Raw genomic sequence first — 19,103 nt, forward strand, 5'->3', positions numbered from 1 at the left:
ACGCCAAGCATGACGGCATATCGCCGTGAATGCAATATGTCCGGCAACGCCGCGGCATTAACTTTTATTCATCTTTGCGACAGTTCTGCTTCAGGAACAAGAGCGCGGCAAACGACGCGGCCTCGGTTTTCCACAGGCTGGCAGGACACGGCGCCTGCGATGCGGATTGAAACGATTATATTCGACCTCTTTCCTCAAGCCGCTGAAAAACCGCGAGAAATCGCCGTTTTTCTTGATAAATTCACTTTACACCTACACGCTGCTGTCGCATCCATTTGCCAGACATGTCTTTGGATTTATGCAAAAGGAGAGCCATGATGGCCAAACAGAAAGTCGCAATGCTGACCGCGGGTGGCCTTGCTCCCTGTCTCTCTTCCGCCGTTGGCGGCCTGATCGAGCGCTACAGCGACATTGCGCCTGAGATCGACATCGTGGCCTATCGCTCCGGTTATCAGGGCGTGCTTCTGGGCGATCGCATCGAGATCACCAGGAACATGCGCGAAAAGGCCCATCTGCTGCACCGTTATGGCGGTTCGCCGATCGGCAACAGCCGTGTCAAACTGACCAATGCCGCCGATTGCGCCAAGCGCGGTCTGGTCAAGGAAGGCGAAAATCCGCTGCGCGTGGCCGCTGAACGGCTGGCCGCTGACGGCATCACCATTCTTCACACCATCGGTGGCGACGACACCAATACGACGGCCGCTGACCTTGCCGCCTATCTCGGCGCGAATGGTTATAACCTCACCGTCGTCGGCCTGCCAAAGACGGTGGACAATGATGTCGTGCCGATCAGGCAGTCCCTCGGCGCCTGGACCGCCGCCGAAGTCGGCGCTTCGTTCTTTGACAATGTCAGTAACGAACAGAGCGCTGCCCCGAAGACCTTTGTCATCCACGAAGTCATGGGCCGCCATTGCGGCTGGCTGACGGCTGCGACCGCGCGCGCCTATATCCAGAAGACCAGCGGCAACGACTATGTCGAAGGCCTGATGATGAATACGCAGATGAAGAACATCGACGGCATCTATCTGCCCGAAATGGCCTTCGACATCGAGGCGGAGGCCGAGCGCCTCAAGGAGATCATGGACAGGCACGGCTATGTCACGCTGTTCGTTTCCGAAGGTGCGGGCCTTGATTCGATTGTTGCCGAGCGCGAAGCTTCCGGCGAAGCGGTCAAGCGCGATGCCTTCGGCCACGTGAAGATCGACACCATCAATGTCGGCGGCTGGTTCCAGAAGCAATTCGCCAGCCTTATCGGCGCGGAACGTTCCATGGTGCAGAAGTCAGGCTATTTCGCCCGCTCCGCCCCCGCCAATGGCGATGATCTGCGCCTCATCCAGGGCATGGTCGATCTCGCCGTCGAAAGCGCGCTCAACAAGGTCTCGGGCGTCACCGGTCATGATGAAGACCAGAACGGCAAATTGCGGACCATCGAGTTTCCGCGTATCAAGGGCGGAAAGCATTTCGACCTTTCTGCAAAATGGTTTACCGAAGTGATGGAACACGTCGGTCAACCGTTCACAGCGGCCTAATTTTACGATAGGCTAATTAATGCGGTGACAGGGAGGGCAAGGAGGAAGAGAATGTCTGGACAGGCCTGGCTGATTTTTTGTGCAGCATGTGCCGTTGTGTTCGCACTTCCCTCTCCCCTTGTATTCTCTGTCGCTTCCTATGCCTGCGTCCGCGGCAGGAAAACGATCCTCGCCTCCGTCAGCGGCGGAGCGCTCGGTATCGTCACGGCCATGACGATTTCGGCCATTCCCGTGGCCGGGCTGGCTTATTTACCGCAATCCTTTCTCGACATCGTTCAATGGGCCGGTATCGGCTGGCTGATGCTGTTCCTGTTATGGACCTTTGCCACGCCGGCCGCACAGGCCGCCAATGCCGATAACGACAACCTGCCAGGCAAATCATGGAGCGGTGTTTTCCGTGACTGTTACGCCATTGCCGCGTTGCGCCCGCGCTATTTCGCATTGTTTCTGGCGCTCTTACCCCAGTTTGTTTCGACCTCCGGCAATGCCATCGAAACATTCGCCACCGCGCAGGCCGTAATCCTCGTGATGGCCATTGTCGTTCTGGCGATGCAGGCGCTGTTTTTCGGCTCCACGCTGGCACTGGTGCGCCGTATGTCCGGCAATAAAAAAATCCGGCCGAAATACCGCACCCACTTCATTTCCGGCCGCGCCGTCAGCGCCGGATACAGGCGAATCGCGGCCTGAAAAACCGCCTGGAAACCGGGGTGCCACGTCCCGGCTTGCCGCTATCCTTACAATAGGTTAATGAAGGCTCGACGGGACACTGCCTGCTTCGCTTGACGCGGGGGTATCGAGAGACAGGCATAACGAAGGCGGCAACATGCGAAATTCGGGCAAATTCCGCGGAAGAAGTGCAGTTCTTCTGTCTTCCACCGTGGGCCTCGCACTGGCATTGGCTGGATGCACAAGTGTCGAATATACCGCCAAGGAAGGGCCGGATGGCCCAAAAATCGCGGCAGTAAACCCCACTGCCACTCCTGCACAGGCATCGACTCAGCCGGTAACGGCCGACGCGGCAGCAGGCGTGACGCCCGCCGTACCGACAACACAGACGGCAGACACCGCAACCGCTCCACAAGCCGCTACGCTTCCCACCGCCGTCGCCGTCAAGGGCGGCCGCGTGGCACTGCCGCCGGCTTCTGAAATCGCCGCGGCGGCGGCAATCGCCGCCCAGATGCAGCCGCAACAGCAACCGGCAGAGATGGCGCAGGCGACGGTGACGACATCCGCGCCGACCACGGCTGCTGCTCTCGCACCGCATGCCACGACACCGGCAGCCGCCGCCATCGAGACAGCCGGAGCCGCAGCGCAAACGCCGGCCCACAACGCCGCCGCCGATCTGCCCCAGGTCGTCGCCGTCAAGGGCAGCTTCCCACCCGCACCGCCGCCACCCGGTACACCGTCGATCGGCACCGAGCTGACGGCTGAACGCAAGGTCATTCCGCTGCCGAAACCTGACAGCACGGTTCTCGCTTATGCCGCCGGCCCCACCAACGCCGCCCTTGCCGCCATCCGGCAGAATGAAACGGTGACGGCGCCTCTCAAGTCGGCACCGGCCGGACGCGAAAAGCTGAGCGGCCTGATTTCGAAATATGCGGTGATGTATAATGTGCCGGAAGATCTGGTGCACCGCGTGGTCCAGCGTGAAAGCATGTACAATCCCGGCGCTTATAATGGCGGCCACTTCGGCCTGATGCAGATCAAGCACGCCACGGCCCGCTCCATGGGTTTTGATGGCCCCGCTTCCGGCCTGTTCGATGCCGAAACAAACCTCAAATATGCCGTCAAATATCTTCGCGGCGCATGGCTGGTGGCCGACAGCAACCGCGACAATGCGGTTCGGCTTTATGCACGCGGTTATTATTACGACGCCAAGCGCAAGGGCATGCTGCACGTTCTGCGCAAGTGACTGCCTAAGAACCCCGCTGGTTCAGAAAACACCTGAACTTTCGATGCAGGTGCAAAGCTCTCCACCGTCATGCCGGACTTGATCCGGCATCCAGCCACGGCGCGTCTGCGCCGTGAAAGGATTGTCCTGTGATCAAGGGCTTGATCCCGCTGCCCCCCAAATCTAGTCCGGGGTGACGGAGTGGGGTGACTTCATCAAATAGATCGGCACCCACAGCCCCTGTCATCAAACTGTAGCGTCACGGCTGTAGACGCCTCTCAATCGACTGAGAGGTGGAACATATGACGAGTGCGGCACCCAAGACCGGCTTCAGCAAAAACACAAAACTGAAGTCCGCACTGCTCCAGCACAAGGCACTCTCGAAAAGCGGTCTCTCCGAACGGTTCTTCGGCGTTCTCTTTTCCGGCCTCGTTTATCCGCAGATCTGGGAAGACCCGGAAATCGACATGGAAGCGATGGAGCTTGGCGAAGGCCACCGCATCGTCACCATCGGCTCGGGTGGCTGCAACATGCTGGCCTATCTCTCCCGCAACCCGGCAAGCATAGATGTGGTGGATCTGAACCCGCATCACATCGCTCTCAACAAGCTGAAGCTGGCTGCCTTCCGCCACCTGCCCGCCCATCAGGACGTTGTGCGCCAGTTCGGCCGCGCCAATACGCGCAGCAACAGCCGTGGTTATGACCGCTTCATCGCCGAGCATCTCGACGACACCACCAAGGGCTACTGGTCGAAGCGCACGCTGTCCGGCCGTCGCCGCATCGCGGTCTTCGACAGGAATATCTACCGTACCGGCCTGCTTGGCCGTTTCATTGGCGCCGGCCACCTGATGGCGCGCCTGCACGGCGTCAAGCTCACGGAAATGGCCCAGAGCCGCTCGATTGCCGAACAGCGCCAGTTTTTCGACAGCAAGGTTGCTCCCCTGTTCGACAAGCCGGTGGTGCGCTGGCTGACGAAGCGCAAAAGCTCGCTTTTCGGTCTCGGCATTCCGCCCCGGCAATATGACGAACTGGCAAGCCTTTCGAATGATGGCACGGTTGCCTCCGTGCTCAAGGAGCGGCTGGAAAAGCTCGCCTGCAACTTCCCGCTCAGCGACAATTATTTCGCCTGGCAGGCCTTTGCACGCCGTTATCCGGAGCCGCATGAAGGCGCCCTGCCCGCTTATCTCAAGCCGGAATATTACGAGACGATCCGCAACAACACCGCCCGCGTCGCTGTCCATCACGCCACCTATACCGAGCTTCTTTCCAAGAAGCCGGCAAGCGCTGTCGATCGCTATATCCTCCTCGACGCGCAGGACTGGATGACGGATGTGCAGCTCAATGAATTGTGGTCGCAGATCAGCCGTACCGCCGCTCCCGGTGCGCGCGTCATCTTCCGCACAGCCGCCGAAAAGAGTGTCATCGAAGGCCGGCTTTCTGCGGATATCCGCAACCAGTGGGTCTATCTCGAGGAGCGCTCCCAGGAGCTGAACGTCATGGACCGTTCGGCCATCTATGGCGGCTTCCATATCTATCAGAGGGCCATGGCATGAAAACCGTCGGCGAGAATGTGAGCCTTGCAGATGAAGCCCATGCGGGCCTGATGGACCGCATGTACCGCCACCAGCGGCATATCTACGACATTACCCGCAAATATTATCTTCTGGGCCGTGACCGAACCATTTCGAGCCTGGACGTGCCGAAAGGCGGCACATTGCTCGAAGTCGGCTGCGGCACCGGCCGTAACCTGCTTCTGGCCAGCCGAAAGTTTCCGCAGGCGAGACTGTTCGGCCTCGATATTTCCTCGGAAATGCTGCTGACCGCATCCGAGAATTTTGCCGGCAAGGCGGAGCGCCCCATTCTGCGCGTGGCCGACGCCACCGCCTTCCGCGCCGCCGAATTCGGCGAGCCCGATGGTTTCGACCGCGTCATGATCCCCTATGCGCTGTCGATGATACCGGATTGGGAAAAGGCGATTGAACAGGCGCTTACCGCGCTCAAGCCCGGCGGTTCCCTGCACATCGTCGATTTCGGCCAGCAGGAACAATTGCCGAAGTGGTTCCGCTCGCTGTTGCAGGCATGGCTCACCCGTTTTCACGTCACGCCCCGCGCCAATCTTCGCTATGTCCTCGCCAATATGGCCGGCCGCTTTGATGGCGATCTCGAATTCGAAGAGATCGCCCGGGGTTATGCCTGGCGGGCCGTCATCACGCTCCCGGTCGCAGAAACACAGCCGAAAATCAGCCGCATCCTCGCCGACGCCTGATTCTCCTCAGAAATTTCCGCGCCTCCGTTAGAGCAGGCGTGGCGCTGCCAACGCAGCTCCGCATGTCGAGCGCCTTGCTGTCTTTGCAGCCAGAGAAGCCTAAATCGCTTCAAAACCAGCAGCTTGCAGAGCCGAAAAGGGCCATTGCCCCTTGCCATATCAGTTTGTTTACCATGTTATGGGTAAATCGGGAGATGCGCCGCGCCATTTTGCGGTTGCGGGATGGGCAACAACACTTTCATCAGGGTTCCAATGCGGCTGCGTTTATCGGCACTACTGTCGGCTTTGCTGTTGATCGGCGGCTGCACGTCCACGAGCTACGACCTGCTTGAAACCGCGTCCGTTTCCAAGCCGAAATTCGCCGATACCGACCCGCAGGATTTCGGCATGAACAACCCGCACCGCCATGAGGTGCACGGCATCGACGTCTCCAAATGGAATGGCGATGTCGATTGGCGCACCGTGCGCAAATCCGGGGTCTCCTTCGTCTTCATCAAGGCGACGGAAGGGTCCGACCGTATCGATCCCAAATTCGGTGACCATTGGCGCAGCGCCGCAGCGGCGGACATCCTGCACGCGCCCTATCATTTCTATTATTTCTGCTCGACGGCGGACGCGCAGGCCGACTGGTTCATCAGCAACGTGCCGAAGGAAGCCGTCACGCTGCCTCCGGTTCTCGACGTGGAGTGGAACCCGTCCTCTCCAACCTGCAAGACACGCCCGGCACCTGGTATCGTTCGCGCTGAGATGCAGCGTTTCCTCGACCGCCTTGAAGCGCATTACGGCAAGCGCCCGATCATCTATACTTCGGTTGACTTCCACCGCGACAATCTCGTCGGCCAGTTCAAAAATTACCATTTCTGGGTGCGCTCCGTCGCGGCCCATCCGGCAAAAATCTACGAAGACCGGCAATGGGCCTTCTGGCAATATACGGCCACCGGTGTCGTGCCGGGCGTCAACGGCCCCACAGACATCAATGTTTTTGCCGGCTCGGAGAAAAATTGGCGCAAATGGATCGCTTCCGCCAAATAAACACGGCCAAGAAGCAACACATTCGAAAAATCGGCGTTGTTCTGCAACGTCAGATCGCTCGGTCCGTTTTTTTGTCGCAAACATATGGGTAAAGCGGGCCAACAACCTATTGAGGAAATTCCCATGCCCACGTTCCGGTCGCGCAGCATCCTTTTTGCCGCCGCTCTCTCCCTTCTGTCTTCCAGCTCGGCTTTCGCCACGCCACCCGTTGCCTCGCCTGAGGATCCCAAGCAGGTGGCCTGCGGCGGTGATCTCGGCGCATTTCTCGAGGGCGTGAAAGCAGATGCCGCGGCCAAGGGCATTCCAGCCGACGCCATTCAGAAGGCGCTTGCCGGCGCGCAGATCGACCCGAAAGTGCTTTCGCGTGACCGCGCCCAGGGCGTCTTCCGCCAGACCTTCCTGGAATTCTCCCAGCGCACCGTCAGCCAGGCCCGTCTCGATATCGGCCGCAAGAAGCTTCAGGAGCTGTCATCGACCTTTGCCCGTGCCGAAAACGAATTCGGCGTACCGGCCGGCGTCATCGCCGCCTTCTGGGCGATGGAAACCGATTTCGGCGCCGTTCAGGGTGATTTCAACACCCGCAACGCGCTGGTGACCCTGTCGCATGATTGCCGCCGTCCGGAACTCTTCCGTCCGCAGCTGCTGGCGCTGATCGAAATGGTCCAGCATGGCGACCTCGACCCCGCCGCCAATACCGGCGCATGGGCCGGTGAAATCGGTCAGGTGCAGATGCTGCCCAAGGACATCATCGCTTTCGGCGTTGATGGTGATGGCGATGGGCATATCAACGTCAAGAGCAGCGGGCCGGATGCGATCCTGACGGCCGCAAAGTTCATCCAGCATCTCGGTTTCAAGAAGGGTGAGCCCTGGATCCAGGAAGTCTCCGTGCCGGAAAATCTGCCCTGGGAAAAATCCGGCCTCGGCGGTCCGCTCACCGCCGGTGACTGGTTCGCGCTGGGCGTCACCCCGCGCGACGGCAACAGGAATTTTGCCGCCCTGCCCGCAGCCCTCATCATGCCGCAGGGACGCAAGGGACCGACCTTCATCACCTATCCGAATTTCAACATCTATCTGGAATGGAACCAGTCGTTCATCTACACGACCTCCGCCGCCTATTTTGCCACCCGCTTGATGGGCTCCCCCGTCTACAACAAGGGCAATCCAGAGCCCGGCTTCGATGACGCGACGATGAAGGAGCTTCAGACCAAGCTCGAAGCGCGGGGCCACAATGTCGGCAAAGTGGATGGCATCCTGGGTTCCGGTACCCGCGTCGCCATCCAGAAGGAACAGCAGCGCCTCGGCATCCCCGCGGATGGCTGGCCGTCGACTGCCCTTCTGCAGGCGCTTTAACCTGTCTTAACGTCCCATACCGGCCCTTAATCTATCGGCCGGAATCAGGGCGAAATCGTTAATCTCGACCGGATGACTGGGGATAACACCCCGGTCATTTACTTTTTTTAAAGATATGAAGCACTGCGTGATTGGAAAATAAATATTTATTTTCAATAACTTGCAGAAATTACTTTTTTACTCCGCCGCAAACCGTGCTGCACCGCATCACAGAAACCGCTTTTCAACTGCCACAAAACGGTCATATTATCGAACCTGTCAACAACAGGAGGCACCCATGGGACTTACAAAATCTCTCAATGCCTTGGCAGTCGGTTTGGCGTTTTTGTTCGTAGCGATGATGCTTTTCATCTGACGAGACGTGAAGACCAAACGCAATTAAGAACCGTAGATGACACGAATTTAAAAAGCGCAGGCCCCACGGGACCTGCGCTTTTTTCATGTCGGTAATCTGCTGTGTGAAGTCAGGCTGCGCTGCGGCGCAGACGCTCCAGACCGAGATTTTCAAGCACCGCATCGACCAGCGGCGCACGGTTCATGGTGTAGAGATGGAATTCGTTGACACCGCGCCGCTGAAGATCGGCGATCTGCTCGGCAGCGACCTCGGCCGCCACACGGGCGCGCCCTTCAAGGTCGTCGTCATAGCCTTCGAAACGCTCATCCAGGAAACCGGGAACGCTCGTACCACAGCGGCCGGCGAAACGCTTGAGCTGGGTGAGGTTCTGGATCGGCATGATGCCCGGAACCACCGGAATGGTGATGCCCGCAGCCGTCACCCGCTCCATATAGCGTTCGAACACGTCATTATCGAAGAAGAACTGTGTCAGCGCCCGGGTCGCGCCATTGTCCGCCTTGCGCTTCAGCATGTCGATATCAACAGCCTCGCTTGCACTTTCCGGATGCTTCTCCGGATAGGCCGATACGGAAATTTCAAAATCGCCGATCTCGCGCAGGCCCTTCACCAGAGCCGCAGCGTTCTCGTAACCTTCCGGATGCGGCTTGTAGGCCGTGCCGATGCCGGTGGAGGGGTCGCCACGCAGCGCCACGAAATGGCGAACGCCGGCATTGCGAAACTCTTCAATGACCTGATGCACGTCGTCACGGCTGGCATCCACGCAGGTCAGATGCGCAGCAGTCGACAGATGGCTGTCACCGATCATCCGCCGCACCGCATCCAGCGTCGGCGCCTTGGTAGAACCACCGGCGCCATAGGTGACGGACACGAAATCCGGATTCCATTTTTTAAGCTCGGCGACCGTTTCCCAGAGGTGGGTTTCCATCTCGGGATTCTTGGGCGGAAAAAATTCGAAAGATAACCGGATATCGCCATTTTGGCGCGCGGTTTCCGACCTCAACATATCATGCCCTCCCGGCAGCAAGTAAAACGGCCTCTTGCACCACATCGTCTGCCATCAGCAGCCGCTGGTCACGGGCAACCCAAATCGTAACATCCAGTGCTTCGTCGGACGCTTTTTCAGAATGAAGATCGACAGCGCGCTCCAGAGAAAGCCCGGCCTTCTTCAGCCACTCTTCCATCAGCGGATGCGAAAAGCCCAGCCGCACATGCGCATGCTCGTCACGCAGATATTCGAAGGAATGCGGCGCCAGATCGATGACGATCAGCCGCCCGCCCGGACGCAACATGCGCGCGGCTTCGGAAAGCGCAATCTCCGGCTGGTCGAGGAAATGCAGAACCTGATGGATAACGATCAGATCGAAATCCTGGCCTTCCAGCGGCAGATTGAGAATATCGCCATGGCGCACGGATGCATTGACCACGCCCGCCTTGTCGAGATTGGCGCGCGCCACCGAAAGCATGTCGCGGCTGGCATCAACGCCGATCGCCCGGCGATAGATGCCGCTCAGAAGCTGCAGGATGCGCCCGGTGCCGGTGCCGAGATCGAGAAGCGAATCGATGGGCGTCGTGCCCACCAGCTTCAGGAGTGCACCTTCCACGGCCTCATCGCTGACATGCAGGCGGCGAAGCTCGTCCCAGGCGGAAGCGTTGCGGCTGAAATAATCCTGCGCCCGCTCCGCCCGCACCCGCTTGACGGTTGCAAGCCGCTCGCTGTCGCGCTGGAGAACGGCATCGGAGGGCGACGCGGCGCCAAGAAGCTGCCGGACAACAATGGCGGGCTCGCCATCCTGCCGCAAACGGAAATAGGCCCAGGCGCCTTCCTGATAACGCTCGATCAGCCCCTCTTCCGTCAAAAGCTTGAGATGACGGGAGATACGCGGCTGCGACTGGCCGAGAATTTCGGTAAGATCGGTGACAGTCAGATCGCCGGCCGCCAAAAGCGCCAGCAAGCGAAAGCGCGTGGGCTCACCCGCCGCCTTCAGAAGATCCACCAATTTGTCCAGACCGAACGCCACTCTGCCGCGCCTCGCAAGCTAATCAAGATATAAAGATATCTTTATGTCGATGTGGCGTTCGATGCAAGCGTAAAGTGTCGTTGGACACGATCATGTCTACTTATTACACGGAAAAAGGCCCGCTTTGCGGCGGGCCTTTCTGAGAGATCTGGAAAGGGATCAGCGCGTCAGGCGCTTGTAGCTCACCCGGCCGGGCTTGATGCTTTCCGGGCCGAGGCGGCGAACCTTGTCCTTTTCGTAGTCTTCAAAGTTGCCTTCGAACCATTCCACATGGCTGTCACCCTCGAAAGCGAGGATGTGGGTGGCCAGGCGGTCGAGGAACATGCGGTCGTGGCTGATGATAACGGCGCAACCGGCGAAGGCTTCCAGCGCTTCTTCGAGCGCTGCCAGCGTTTCCGTATCAAGATCGTTGGTCGGTTCGTCGAGCAGCAGAACGTTGCCGCCGGCCTTCAGCATCTTGGCGAGGTGTACGCGGTTACGCTGACCACCCGAGAGATTGCCGACCTTCTGCTGCTGATCGCCGCCCTTGAAGTTGAAGGCGCCGCAATAGGCGCGCGAGTTCACTTCGAACTTGCCGAGCTTGATGATGTCGTTACCGCCGGAGATTTCCTCCCAGACGGTCTTGTCACCCGCCAGCGTATCGCGGCTCTGGTCGACATAACCCAACTGTACCGTCTCACCAACCGTGACCGAACCGCTATCGGGCTTTTCCTGACCAGTGATCATCTTGAACAGCGTGGACTTACCCGCACCGTTCGGACCGATGACGCCGACAATGCCGCCGGGCGGCAGCTTGAAGGATAGGTTTTCGATCAGTACGCGATCGCCATAGGACTTGGTGAGGTTCTCGGCCTCGATGACCACGCGGCCGAGACGCTCGGCAACCGGAATAACGATCTGCGCATCGCCGGGACGACGGTTTTCCGCTGCTTCCACCAGCTCGTCATAGGCCTTGATACGCGCCTTGGATTTCGTCTGGCGTGCCTTCGGGCTGGAGGCGATCCACTCGCTTTCGCGGCTGATGGCCTTCTGGCGCGAGGCGTCTTCACGGGCTTCCTGCTGCATGCGCTTGGCTTTCGCCTGCAGGTAAGCGGAGTAGTTGCCTTCGTAAGGAATGCCGCGGCCACGGTCGAGCTCGAGAATCCAGCCCGTGACGTTGTCGAGGAAGTAGCGGTCGTGGGTGATCATCATCACGGCGCCGGGGTAATCGCGCAGGTGCTTTTCAAGCCAGGCGATGGTTTCCGCGTCAAGGTGGTTGGTCGGTTCGTCGAGCAGCAGCAGGTCCGGCTGCGACAGCAGCAGACGGCAGAGCGCCACACGACGGCGTTCACCACCCGAGAGACCGGTTACGGCCGAGTCACCGGGCGGGCAACGCAGCGCGTCCATGGCCATCTCGACCTGGTTTTCGAGGTCCCAGAGATTCTGGCTGTCGATGATGTCCTGAAGCTTCGCGCCCTCATCCGCCGTTTCGTCGGAATAGTTCATCATCAATTCGTTGTAGCGGTCGACGATGGCCGTCTTGCTCGCCACGCCTTCCATGACGTTTTCCATCACGGTCTTGTTTTCGTCGAGCTTCGGCTCCTGCTCGAGATAACCGAGCGTAGCACCTTCGGCCAGCCAGGCCTCACCGGTATATTCCTTGTCGAGACCGGCCATGATTTTCAGAACAGTCGACTTACCGGCGCCGTTCGGGCCGAGGATACCGATCTTGGCGTCGGGGTAGAAGGAGAGATGAACGTTCTCCAGAACCTTCTTCGCGCCATAGGCCTTGTTCAGCCCGGCCATGTGATAGATGAATTGACGTGCCATTGTAGCGAATGCTCCACATCGGATTTTTAAGAGTACGTATCGGGAAATTTGCCGCTATGTAGGGTAAATAGGACCTTGGGGCAACCTCTGGCACGATTATGACCCCATGATTATGACAAGGGACATTATGGCAGGCGCGATAACGAACGACACGACGGACGACTTCGCCTTCGGCCGGATTGAAAGGCTGGAGCCCCCCTCCGGCGCTTCCATCGCCTTTCGCCACCAGCCCTCCGCTCTTACCCCGGCGCGCGGCGTGCTGATGATCTGCCATGGGCTTGTGGACCATGCCGGGCGTTATCGCCGTCTTGCCGACGTCATGTCGAAGCAGGGCTTTGAAGTCTATGCGCACGATCACCGTGGCCATGGCCGCACGAAGGCTGCCGACGCGCCTCTCGGTCGCTTCGCCTGGAAAGACGGGGCCAGCAAGGTCGTCGCCGATGTCATGGCGATGCGGCGGATGGTCGGCGAAAGACATCCCGGCCTGCCGGTAATCCTGTTCGGCCATTCCATGGGCGGCCTTGTGGCCCTTAACACCGCCGTCAGTCACCCGGATGCCTTCGATGGCCTCTCCATCTGGAATTCCAATCTCAATCCCGGCCTCATGGGCCGTGTCGCGCAGGTTCTGCTGCGTCTCGAAAAGATGCTGAAAGGCTCGGATGTGCCGAGCGCCATTCTGCCGAAGGCAACCTTCCGCGTATGGAATGCGAAAATGCCGGAAAAACGCACCCATGCGGACTGGCTGAGCCACGACAGGGCGGCGGTGGACGCCTATGTGGAAGACCCGCTCTGCCAGTTCGAGGCGAGCGTTTCCCTGTGGCAGGATGTCTTCGAACTCTCCTATCGCGCACCAAAACTCATCGAGCGCCTGCCAAAAGCCTTGCCGCTTCTGCTCGTCAGCGGCGACCAGGACGCGGCGACCAATGACGGCAAAGAGATCGTCTGGCTGGCGGAGCGTTTCCGCGAGGCGGGTTTCAGCCATGTCGAGCACACGATCTACAAGGGCATGCGGCACGAGACGCTCAACGAAATCGGCTGGCAACCCGTCGCGGCGGATTTTGCCGCCTGGTGCGGCCGCATCGTCGGCGATTGAGGGGCCTTTGCCGAAACGGAATAAGTCCATGAGATAAAATCACATGCGGCGGGGCAAGCAGCGGTCTATAAACCGGCAGACACAAAATACCGGGGGACCGATGACCGACATGCCGAACAGGAAACCGCCGCTATCAGGCATTCGCGTCATCGAGCTGGCGCGTGTTCTGGCCGGTCCCTGGGCTGGGCAGATGCTGGCCGATATGGGTGCTGACGTTATCAAGGTCGAAAACCCCGAGGGCGGCGACGATACCCGCGCATGGGGACCGCCCTTCGTCGAAAGCGATGATGGAGAAAACCTCTCCGCCGCCTATTACCACGCCACCAATCGCGGCAAACGCTCCATCGTCGCCGATCTGAAAACGCCCGAGGGCTGCGAGCTGGTGCGCCGGCTGGTGCGCACCGCCGATGTCGTCATCGAGAACTTCAAGCACGGCGGGCTTGCCAAATATGGCCTCGACTACGAGAGCCTGAGAGTGCTCAATCCGAAACTGATCTATTGCTCCATCACCGGCTTCGGCCAGACCGGGCCTTATGCCGATCTCGCCGGATATGATTATATCGTGCAGGGCATGTCCGGCTTCATGTCTATCACGGGCGAAGCGGATGGCCAGCCGATGAAGGCGGGCGTGGCGGTTGCCGATATTTTCACCGGCATCTATTCCGTGTCAGCCATTCAGGCGGCGCTGATCCACGCCATCCGCACCGGCGAAGGCCAGCATATCGACATGGCGCTTCTCGATGTGCAATCGGCCGTGCTCGCCAACCAGAACATGAATTACCTGATTTCCGGCAAGCCGCCCGTTCGGCTCGGCAACGCCCACCCGAATATTTCCCCCTATGAGGTGGTGCCGACGGACGATGGTTTCCTGATCCTTGCGGTCGGCAATGACGGCCAGTTCCGCCGCCTCTGCACCATTCTCGGCATCGGCGCGATTGCCGATGACGAACGTTACGCGACGAACAAGGCTCGCGTGGCCCACAAAACGGAAGTCCGGCAGATCGTTTCCACCGAAACGCTGAAATGGCAGAAGCGCGATCTTCTGACCGCCTGCGAAAAGAACGCCGTCCCCGCCGGGCCGATCAATTCCATCGAGGAAATGTTCGCCGACCCGCAGGTGAAAGCCCGTGGTCTTCGCGTCGATCTGGAGGCGGAAGACGGCACCGTCATCCCCGGTGTCCGCACACCCATTATCATGTCGCAAACGCCGCTGCGCTATGAACGCCCGAGCCCCAAGCTCGGCGAACATCAGGCGCAGGTGCTGGCCGAACTGGAAAACATCGAAAGGACCACGACGCCATGACTGCAGCCGGAATGAAAAGAACAGGCGGGCAATTGATCGTCGAAGCGCTGAAGGCCAATGGCGTCTCCCGCGTTTCCTGCGTTCCGGGCGAAAGCTATCTCGCCGTGCTGGATGCGCTTTATGAAAGCGGCATCGAAACCGTGGTTTGCCGCCAGGAAGGCGGCGCCGCCATGATGGCCGACACCTGGGGTCGGCTGACCGGCGAACCCGGCATCTGCATGGTGACCCGCGGACCGGGCGCAACCAACGCCTCGGCCGGGTTGCACATCGCAAGGCAGGATTCCATTCCGATGATCCTCTTCATCGGCCAGGTGCAGCGCGAGGCCCGTGAGCGCGAGGCGTTTCAGGAAGTGGAATATCGCCGCGCCTTCACCGAATTCGCCAAATGGGTGGGTGAGATCGACGACGCCCGCCGCATTCCCGAATTCGTCACCCGCGCCTTTGCCGTCGCAACCTCCGGCCGCCCCGGCCCGGTGGTGCTGACGCTGCCCGAAGACATGCTGGTGGAAGAGGTCGAAGCGCCCAAGGCAAAGCCCTATACTCCGGTCGAAGCGCATCCCGGCCCGTCACAGATCGCCGCCTTCGCAAAAATGCTTGATGAGGCGAAGCGCCCGGTCTTCATCATCGGCGGCACGCGCTGGTCCGAGGAAAGCGTCGCGGGCTTCAAGGCTTTTGCGGAAAAAAACAAGCTGCCCGTCGGCTGTTCCTTCCGCCGCCAGATGCTGTTCGATCACCTGAGCCCCTCCTATGCGGGCGATGTCGGCATTGGCATCAATCCGGCGCTGGCGAAGGAGATCAAGGAGGCCGATCTCGTGGTGCTTCTCGGCGGTCGCCTCTCCGAAATGCCGTCTTCCGGCTATACGCTGCTCGACATCCCCTACCCGTCGCAGAAACTCGTCCATATCTATCCGGAAGCCGAAGAGCTTGGCCGCGTCTATCGGCCGGATCTGGCGATATGCGCCGCACCGGATGACTTCGTTGCCGCCCTCTCCTCGCTTACGCTTTCCGCAAATGCATGGGCGGATCGCACCGCCGCCATGCATGCGGCCTATCTCACCTGGTCCACCCCGCCGAAGACCGGCCCCGGCGCTGTGCAGATGGGTCCGATCATGGACTGGATCGAGGCCAATGTGCCCGAGGATGCGATCTTCACCAATGGCGCGGGCAACTATGCCACCTGGGTCCACCGCTTCCACCGCTTCCGTCGCTTCAACACGCAATCGGCCCCGACATCAGGCTCGATGGGTTACGGCCTGCCGGCGGCGGTCGCCGCCAAGCATCTGTTCCCCGAGCGCGAGGTGATCTGCTTTGCCGGCGACGGCTGTTTCATGATGCATGGGCAGGAATTCATCACCGCCGTGCGTTACGGTCTGCCGATCATCACCGTGCTGGTCAATAACGGCACCTACGGCACGATCCGCATGCATCAGGAGCGGGAATATCCCGGCCGTGTCAGCGGCACCGATCTCGTCAATCCGGATTTCAACGCCTTTGCCAAAGCCTATGGCGGCCACGGCGAAACGGTGGAAAGAACGCAAGACTTCGCCGCCGCCTTCGAACGGGCACGGGCCAGCGGCAAGCCGGCCATCATCGAGGTGAAGCTGGATGCCGAAGCCATCACGCCGACACGTACCCTGACGCAGATCAGGACCGGAAGCTGATATTACGCATGGACACGGCTCCGGCATGGTGTAAATCCTGACTGAAACACACAGCTTAGGAAACGACATGCCGGATGCAGCCTCTCCCGTCATCACCCCGCGCGGCGCAAAGATCGAGCCCTCGGCCGGTGCGCCTTTCGAGGCCGTGCGCGTGGCCCGCGAAGTGCTGCACACTTCCCGCACGGCAGCGCTTGCGACCCTCGATCCCGTCAGCGGCTATCCCTATACGACCGCCACCAATATCGGCATCGAGCCGGATGGCACGCCTTTCTTCTTCGCGGCGGGGCTGACGCTGCACGCCCGCAACATGGAGGCGGACGCGCGCATCTCGCTGACGCTCGCCCCCTTCGGCAAGGGCGACGCGCTGACGCTGCCGCGTCTGACACTGGTGGGCAAGGCGGAACAAATCGGCCCGGATGAAGTGCCGCTCGCCATCGCGCGCTACATTGCCCGCTACCCCAAAGCGAAACTTTATCTCTCCCTTCCCGACACGCGGCTTTACCGGCTGCGGACGGAAGGCGTGCAGATCAATGGCGGCCCGGCCCGCAATGCCAGCAACATCACCCCGGCCGATCTGCGCACCGATCTATCAAGCGCAGACGAACTGATGGCGGCGGCGGAAAGCGAAGCGATCCGCCTCAACGCCATCAAGGGCGAAGCGGCCCGGCTCGCCGTTCTCGCCGGCGCAAAGACTGGTCGCTGGGCAATCACCTCCATCGACCCTGAGGGCATCGATCTCGCCTCGGCGAGCGATCTGGCCAGGCTATGGTTTGCGGAGCGGGTGACGACGTTGAAGCAGCTTGAGAAGGCGCTTGCTTAGCCGGTGAGGCGACGGACGCAAGCGATTCAAAAACCATGAAAATTGCTTCTACTTGGCATTTTGTGGCCATGTCGCCATTACACGCCGTCACCCCGGACTAGATCCGGGGTCCAGCGTGATCAAGTCCTTGATCGCAAAAGATCTCTTCACGGCGCAGACGCGCCGTGGCTGGATGCCGGGTCAAGCCCGGCATGACGGGGAGAGTTTTTTGACCCCATCCATCAAAAAAGGCCGGGCCGCTTTCCGCGACCCGGCCTTTTCTTAAAAACTCAGACGGATGCTCAGAGAGCAGCGGTCACGATGAACTCAACCTTGTAATCCGGCGTTGCCAATGGTGCACCGCTGGTGGCGCGGGCCGGCGGGTTTGCCGGGTCGATCCAGCCTTCCCAGACGGCATTCATTTCGCCGAAGGTGGACATGTCGGAGAGGTAGATGATGGTCTGCAGGATCTTCGACTTGTCCGAACCGGCAGCAGCCAGCAGGCGGTCGACTTCAGCGAGAGCAGACTTGCTCTGTTCCGTAACGCTCGTGCCTTCGCCAACCTGGCCGGCCAGATAAACGGTATTGCCGTGAACGACGGCGCCGCTCATGCGCTTGCCCGGCTCGATACGCTTGATGGTCATGGAAAACTCCTGTTGATTGGCATTTAAAATAGAATGATGCGCGGAAAATCAGCCGCGCAGGTGATGGGTCTTTTCGTAGATCGCCGTCGAGCGCGCGCCGGAACGGCAATAGCCGAGCATCGGGCGCTGCAATTCGTCCAGTGCATCCACCATACCGGTAACGGCATCGGCATCGACGCCATAGCGGCCGACCGGCACATGCATGATGGTGAGGCCAAGCTGTTCGGCACGCTCGGCAATATCGGCAAAAAGCGGCTGGCCGTCTTCTTCGCCGTCAGGGCGGTGGCAGACGATCGACTTGAAGCCGAGCGCCTTGATCTCGTCGAGATCGGCGACGCTGATCTGTCCCGTTACCGAATATTCGTCGTCTATGCGCCTGATATCCATGTCATGCCTCCGCTGAAACCGGCGTCCGCGCCGCTGGCTGTCACCCTTGAAATCCGCATCCGATGTAAGCGGTCAAACCCCGTGCGTCAATGATGGCGCACCGTCATTCGCTACAGTTCAGAGGATGGAAAAGCGCAGGCCGAAGGAACGGCTTTCGCCCGGCTGGAGAATATTGAACTCACCGGAAGCCTCGAGATCACTCCGCCCCACCCAGCGATGCGATACCGGCTCGATACCGAGCACATTGGCCGGCGCCTGCTGGTTGCGCCACATCTGCAGATAGGGCAGCGTTTCCGTGCGAAAACGCACGGTCAGCGTCTTCCCGCCGATGGCCGCAATCGGTCCGAGCGATAGTGATGCCCACTCGTCATCACCGGCGGGAACGCAGAAAACGGTGCCCGGCTCTTCGCCGAAACGCCAGCCGTGGCCGCCACCGTCGAACATCGCGCCTTCAAGCCGCACGGCATCGTCGAAGAGACGCGCGCCGATATTCATGTGATACATCAGGAACACCGGGATGGGCCGCTCGGACGTGTTGACGATCCGGTCATCGAGGCTGACTTCGCCGCTTTCCCCGTCGATACGCCATGTCCGTTCCAGAAGGGCCGTACCGCCATCGGCAAGCTTCACGGGAACCTCGACGCGCGCCAGTGCATTGGACTCGTGAACGTCGAACGCGATGATCGTCGCGGGATGGGAGGAAAAGGATCCATGCAGCGGATATCGACGCCCCTCACCGTCACCATCGATCGGCGCGGGATGGCGGATATGGTCGGGCCCGCAGGTGAACAGAAAGCCTTCCAGCGAATGGTCGATGCGCGCATCGCCATCGTCGGGAATGGCGCGGCCGGGCGCGATGTCGATACCATCGACGACGCAGGCGCCGATATCGAAAACGGAGGTTTCATCGAGGAAAATGCGTGGCGATCTGCCAGCCTGAAACGAACGCAAGACAACCTCCCTGTG

General features: G+C 60.1%; 18 protein-coding genes. 12 read left to right on the forward strand and 6 right to left on the reverse strand.

The window, feature by feature from the left end:
- Nucleotides 1–9 precede the first annotated feature (9 nt).
- The 8 genes from AGR13A_RS24615 to AGR13A_RS10405 all read left to right on the forward strand — a co-directional run bounded on the left by AGR13A_RS24615 (nt 10) and on the right by AGR13A_RS10405 (nt 8,068).
- Complete coding sequence (locus AGR13A_RS24615; RefSeq protein WP_139786047.1) at nt 10–318, forward strand: hypothetical protein; 309 nt, start codon at nt 10–12, stop codon at nt 316–318.
- A complete protein-coding gene (locus AGR13A_RS10375) occupies nt 318–1,529 on the forward strand; it encodes a pyrophosphate--fructose-6-phosphate 1-phosphotransferase (protein WP_080836749.1) in 1,212 nt (403 codons plus the stop codon). The genes AGR13A_RS24615 and AGR13A_RS10375 overlap by 1 nt, the downstream gene beginning before the upstream one ends.
- Before the next feature lie 51 nt (nt 1,530–1,580).
- Nucleotides 1,581–2,216, forward strand: coding sequence for a LysE family translocator (locus AGR13A_RS10380; protein ID WP_080835215.1), 636 nt, complete (start codon nt 1,581–1,583; stop codon nt 2,214–2,216).
- A gap of 136 nt (nt 2,217–2,352) precedes the next feature.
- A complete protein-coding gene (locus AGR13A_RS10385) occupies nt 2,353–3,441 on the forward strand; it encodes a lytic transglycosylase domain-containing protein (protein WP_035220416.1) in 1,089 nt (362 codons plus the stop codon).
- A 281-nt stretch (nt 3,442–3,722) separates the two neighbouring features.
- Nucleotides 3,723–4,973, forward strand: coding sequence for a DUF3419 family protein (locus tag AGR13A_RS10390; protein ID WP_080835220.1), 1,251 nt, complete (start codon nt 3,723–3,725; stop codon nt 4,971–4,973).
- The gene (locus AGR13A_RS10395; RefSeq protein WP_035220410.1) at nt 4,970–5,686 is read left to right on the forward strand and encodes a class I SAM-dependent methyltransferase; all 717 of its coding nucleotides are present in this window, start codon (nt 4,970–4,972) and stop codon (nt 5,684–5,686) included. The genes AGR13A_RS10390 and AGR13A_RS10395 overlap by 4 nt, the downstream gene beginning before the upstream one ends.
- A 252-nt stretch (nt 5,687–5,938) precedes the next feature.
- Nucleotides 5,939–6,718: a glycoside hydrolase family 25 protein gene (locus AGR13A_RS10400; protein WP_080836751.1), complete on the forward strand. Its 780-nt coding sequence runs from the start codon at nt 5,939–5,941 to the stop codon at nt 6,716–6,718.
- 123 nt (nt 6,719–6,841) lie between these two features.
- Nucleotides 6,842–8,068 (forward strand): lytic murein transglycosylase, encoded by a 1,227-nt coding sequence (locus AGR13A_RS10405; RefSeq protein ID WP_080835225.1) that lies wholly within the window; start codon nt 6,842–6,844, stop codon nt 8,066–8,068.
- Nucleotides 8,069–8,532: 464 nt separating this feature from the next.
- Here the strand turns inward: AGR13A_RS10405 and metF are convergent, their stop codons facing one another.
- The 3 genes from metF to ettA all read right to left on the reverse strand — a co-directional run bounded on the left by metF (nt 8,533) and on the right by ettA (nt 12,250).
- Complete coding sequence (metF, locus tag AGR13A_RS10410) at nt 8,533–9,426, reverse strand: methylenetetrahydrofolate reductase [NAD(P)H] (RefSeq protein ID WP_167377464.1); 894 nt, start codon at nt 9,424–9,426, stop codon at nt 8,533–8,535.
- Nucleotide 9,427: 1 nt separating this feature from the next.
- The gene (locus tag AGR13A_RS10415) at nt 9,428–10,441 is read right to left on the reverse strand and encodes an ArsR/SmtB family transcription factor (RefSeq protein ID WP_035220401.1); all 1,014 of its coding nucleotides are present in this window, start codon (nt 10,439–10,441) and stop codon (nt 9,428–9,430) included.
- 159 nt (nt 10,442–10,600) lie between these two features.
- Nucleotides 10,601–12,250 (reverse strand): energy-dependent translational throttle protein EttA, encoded by a 1,650-nt coding sequence (gene ettA, locus AGR13A_RS10420; RefSeq protein ID WP_035220398.1) that lies wholly within the window; start codon nt 12,248–12,250, stop codon nt 10,601–10,603.
- Nucleotides 12,251–12,377: 127 nt separating this feature from the next.
- Here ettA and AGR13A_RS10425 point away from each other — a divergent pair, with 127 nt between their 5' ends.
- The 4 genes from AGR13A_RS10425 (at nt 12,378) to AGR13A_RS10440 (ending at nt 17,127) form a co-directional block, all read left to right on the forward strand.
- Nucleotides 12,378–13,343, forward strand: coding sequence for an alpha/beta fold hydrolase (locus tag AGR13A_RS10425; RefSeq protein WP_167377465.1), 966 nt, complete (start codon nt 12,378–12,380; stop codon nt 13,341–13,343).
- A 100-nt stretch (nt 13,344–13,443) separates the two neighbouring features.
- Entirely contained in the window at nt 13,444–14,646 is a 1,203-nt protein-coding gene (locus AGR13A_RS10430) for a CaiB/BaiF CoA transferase family protein (RefSeq protein WP_080835228.1), read from the forward strand.
- A complete protein-coding gene (locus tag AGR13A_RS10435; RefSeq protein ID WP_167377466.1) occupies nt 14,643–16,307 on the forward strand; it encodes a thiamine pyrophosphate-binding protein in 1,665 nt (554 codons plus the stop codon). Before AGR13A_RS10430 ends, AGR13A_RS10435 begins: the two co-directional genes overlap by 4 nt.
- 67 nt (nt 16,308–16,374) lie before the next feature.
- The gene (locus AGR13A_RS10440) at nt 16,375–17,127 is read left to right on the forward strand and encodes a HugZ family pyridoxamine 5'-phosphate oxidase (RefSeq protein WP_080835231.1); all 753 of its coding nucleotides are present in this window, start codon (nt 16,375–16,377) and stop codon (nt 17,125–17,127) included.
- A gap of 281 nt (nt 17,128–17,408) precedes the next feature.
- Here AGR13A_RS10440 and AGR13A_RS10445 read toward each other — a convergent pair whose 3' ends face one another.
- From AGR13A_RS10445 to AGR13A_RS10455, 3 genes are all read right to left on the reverse strand, one after another.
- A complete protein-coding gene (locus AGR13A_RS10445; protein ID WP_003494829.1) occupies nt 17,409–17,750 on the reverse strand; it encodes a RidA family protein in 342 nt (113 codons plus the stop codon).
- 48 nt (nt 17,751–17,798) lie between these two features.
- A complete protein-coding gene (locus AGR13A_RS10450; protein ID WP_003494827.1) occupies nt 17,799–18,137 on the reverse strand; it encodes a TIGR01244 family sulfur transferase in 339 nt (112 codons plus the stop codon).
- A 117-nt stretch (nt 18,138–18,254) separates the two neighbouring features.
- Entirely contained in the window at nt 18,255–19,088 is an 834-nt protein-coding gene (locus AGR13A_RS10455; RefSeq protein WP_080835234.1) for an aldose 1-epimerase family protein, read from the reverse strand.
- Nucleotides 19,089–19,103 lie beyond the last annotated feature (15 nt).

The organism is Agrobacterium genomosp. 13 str. CFBP 6927, assembly GCA_900012615.1.
Lineage (GTDB): Bacteria > Pseudomonadota > Alphaproteobacteria > Rhizobiales > Rhizobiaceae > Agrobacterium.

What these genes read in the sequence shown, in the direction of transcription:
- AGR13A_RS24615 (WP_139786047.1), top strand. Translation starts at nt 10, where the DNA reads ATGACGGCATATCGCCGTGAATGCAATATGTCCGGCAACGCCGCGGCA.
- AGR13A_RS10375 (WP_080836749.1), top strand. Translation starts at nt 318, where the DNA reads ATGGCCAAACAGAAAGTCGCAATGCTGACCGCGGGTGGCCTTGCTCCC.
- AGR13A_RS10380 (WP_080835215.1), top strand. Translation starts at nt 1,581, where the DNA reads ATGTCTGGACAGGCCTGGCTGATTTTTTGTGCAGCATGTGCCGTTGTG.
- AGR13A_RS10385 (WP_035220416.1), top strand. Translation starts at nt 2,353, where the DNA reads ATGCGAAATTCGGGCAAATTCCGCGGAAGAAGTGCAGTTCTTCTGTCT.
- AGR13A_RS10390 (WP_080835220.1), top strand. Translation starts at nt 3,723, where the DNA reads ATGACGAGTGCGGCACCCAAGACCGGCTTCAGCAAAAACACAAAACTG.
- AGR13A_RS10395 (WP_035220410.1), top strand. Translation starts at nt 4,970, where the DNA reads ATGAAAACCGTCGGCGAGAATGTGAGCCTTGCAGATGAAGCCCATGCG.
- AGR13A_RS10400 (WP_080836751.1), top strand. Translation starts at nt 5,939, where the DNA reads ATGCGGCTGCGTTTATCGGCACTACTGTCGGCTTTGCTGTTGATCGGC.
- AGR13A_RS10405 (WP_080835225.1), top strand. Translation starts at nt 6,842, where the DNA reads ATGCCCACGTTCCGGTCGCGCAGCATCCTTTTTGCCGCCGCTCTCTCC.
- metF (WP_167377464.1), bottom strand. Translation starts at nt 9,426, where the DNA reads ATGTTGAGGTCGGAAACCGCGCGCCAAAATGGCGATATCCGGTTATCT.
- ettA (WP_035220398.1), bottom strand. Translation starts at nt 12,250, where the DNA reads ATGGCACGTCAATTCATCTATCACATGGCCGGGCTGAACAAGGCCTAT.
- AGR13A_RS10425 (WP_167377465.1), top strand. Translation starts at nt 12,378, where the DNA reads ATGGCAGGCGCGATAACGAACGACACGACGGACGACTTCGCCTTCGGC.
- AGR13A_RS10430 (WP_080835228.1), top strand. Translation starts at nt 13,444, where the DNA reads ATGACCGACATGCCGAACAGGAAACCGCCGCTATCAGGCATTCGCGTC.
- AGR13A_RS10435 (WP_167377466.1), top strand. Translation starts at nt 14,643, where the DNA reads ATGACTGCAGCCGGAATGAAAAGAACAGGCGGGCAATTGATCGTCGAA.
- AGR13A_RS10440 (WP_080835231.1), top strand. Translation starts at nt 16,375, where the DNA reads ATGCCGGATGCAGCCTCTCCCGTCATCACCCCGCGCGGCGCAAAGATC.
- AGR13A_RS10445 (WP_003494829.1), bottom strand. Translation starts at nt 17,750, where the DNA reads ATGACCATCAAGCGTATCGAGCCGGGCAAGCGCATGAGCGGCGCCGTC.
- AGR13A_RS10450 (WP_003494827.1), bottom strand. Translation starts at nt 18,137, where the DNA reads ATGGATATCAGGCGCATAGACGACGAATATTCGGTAACGGGACAGATC.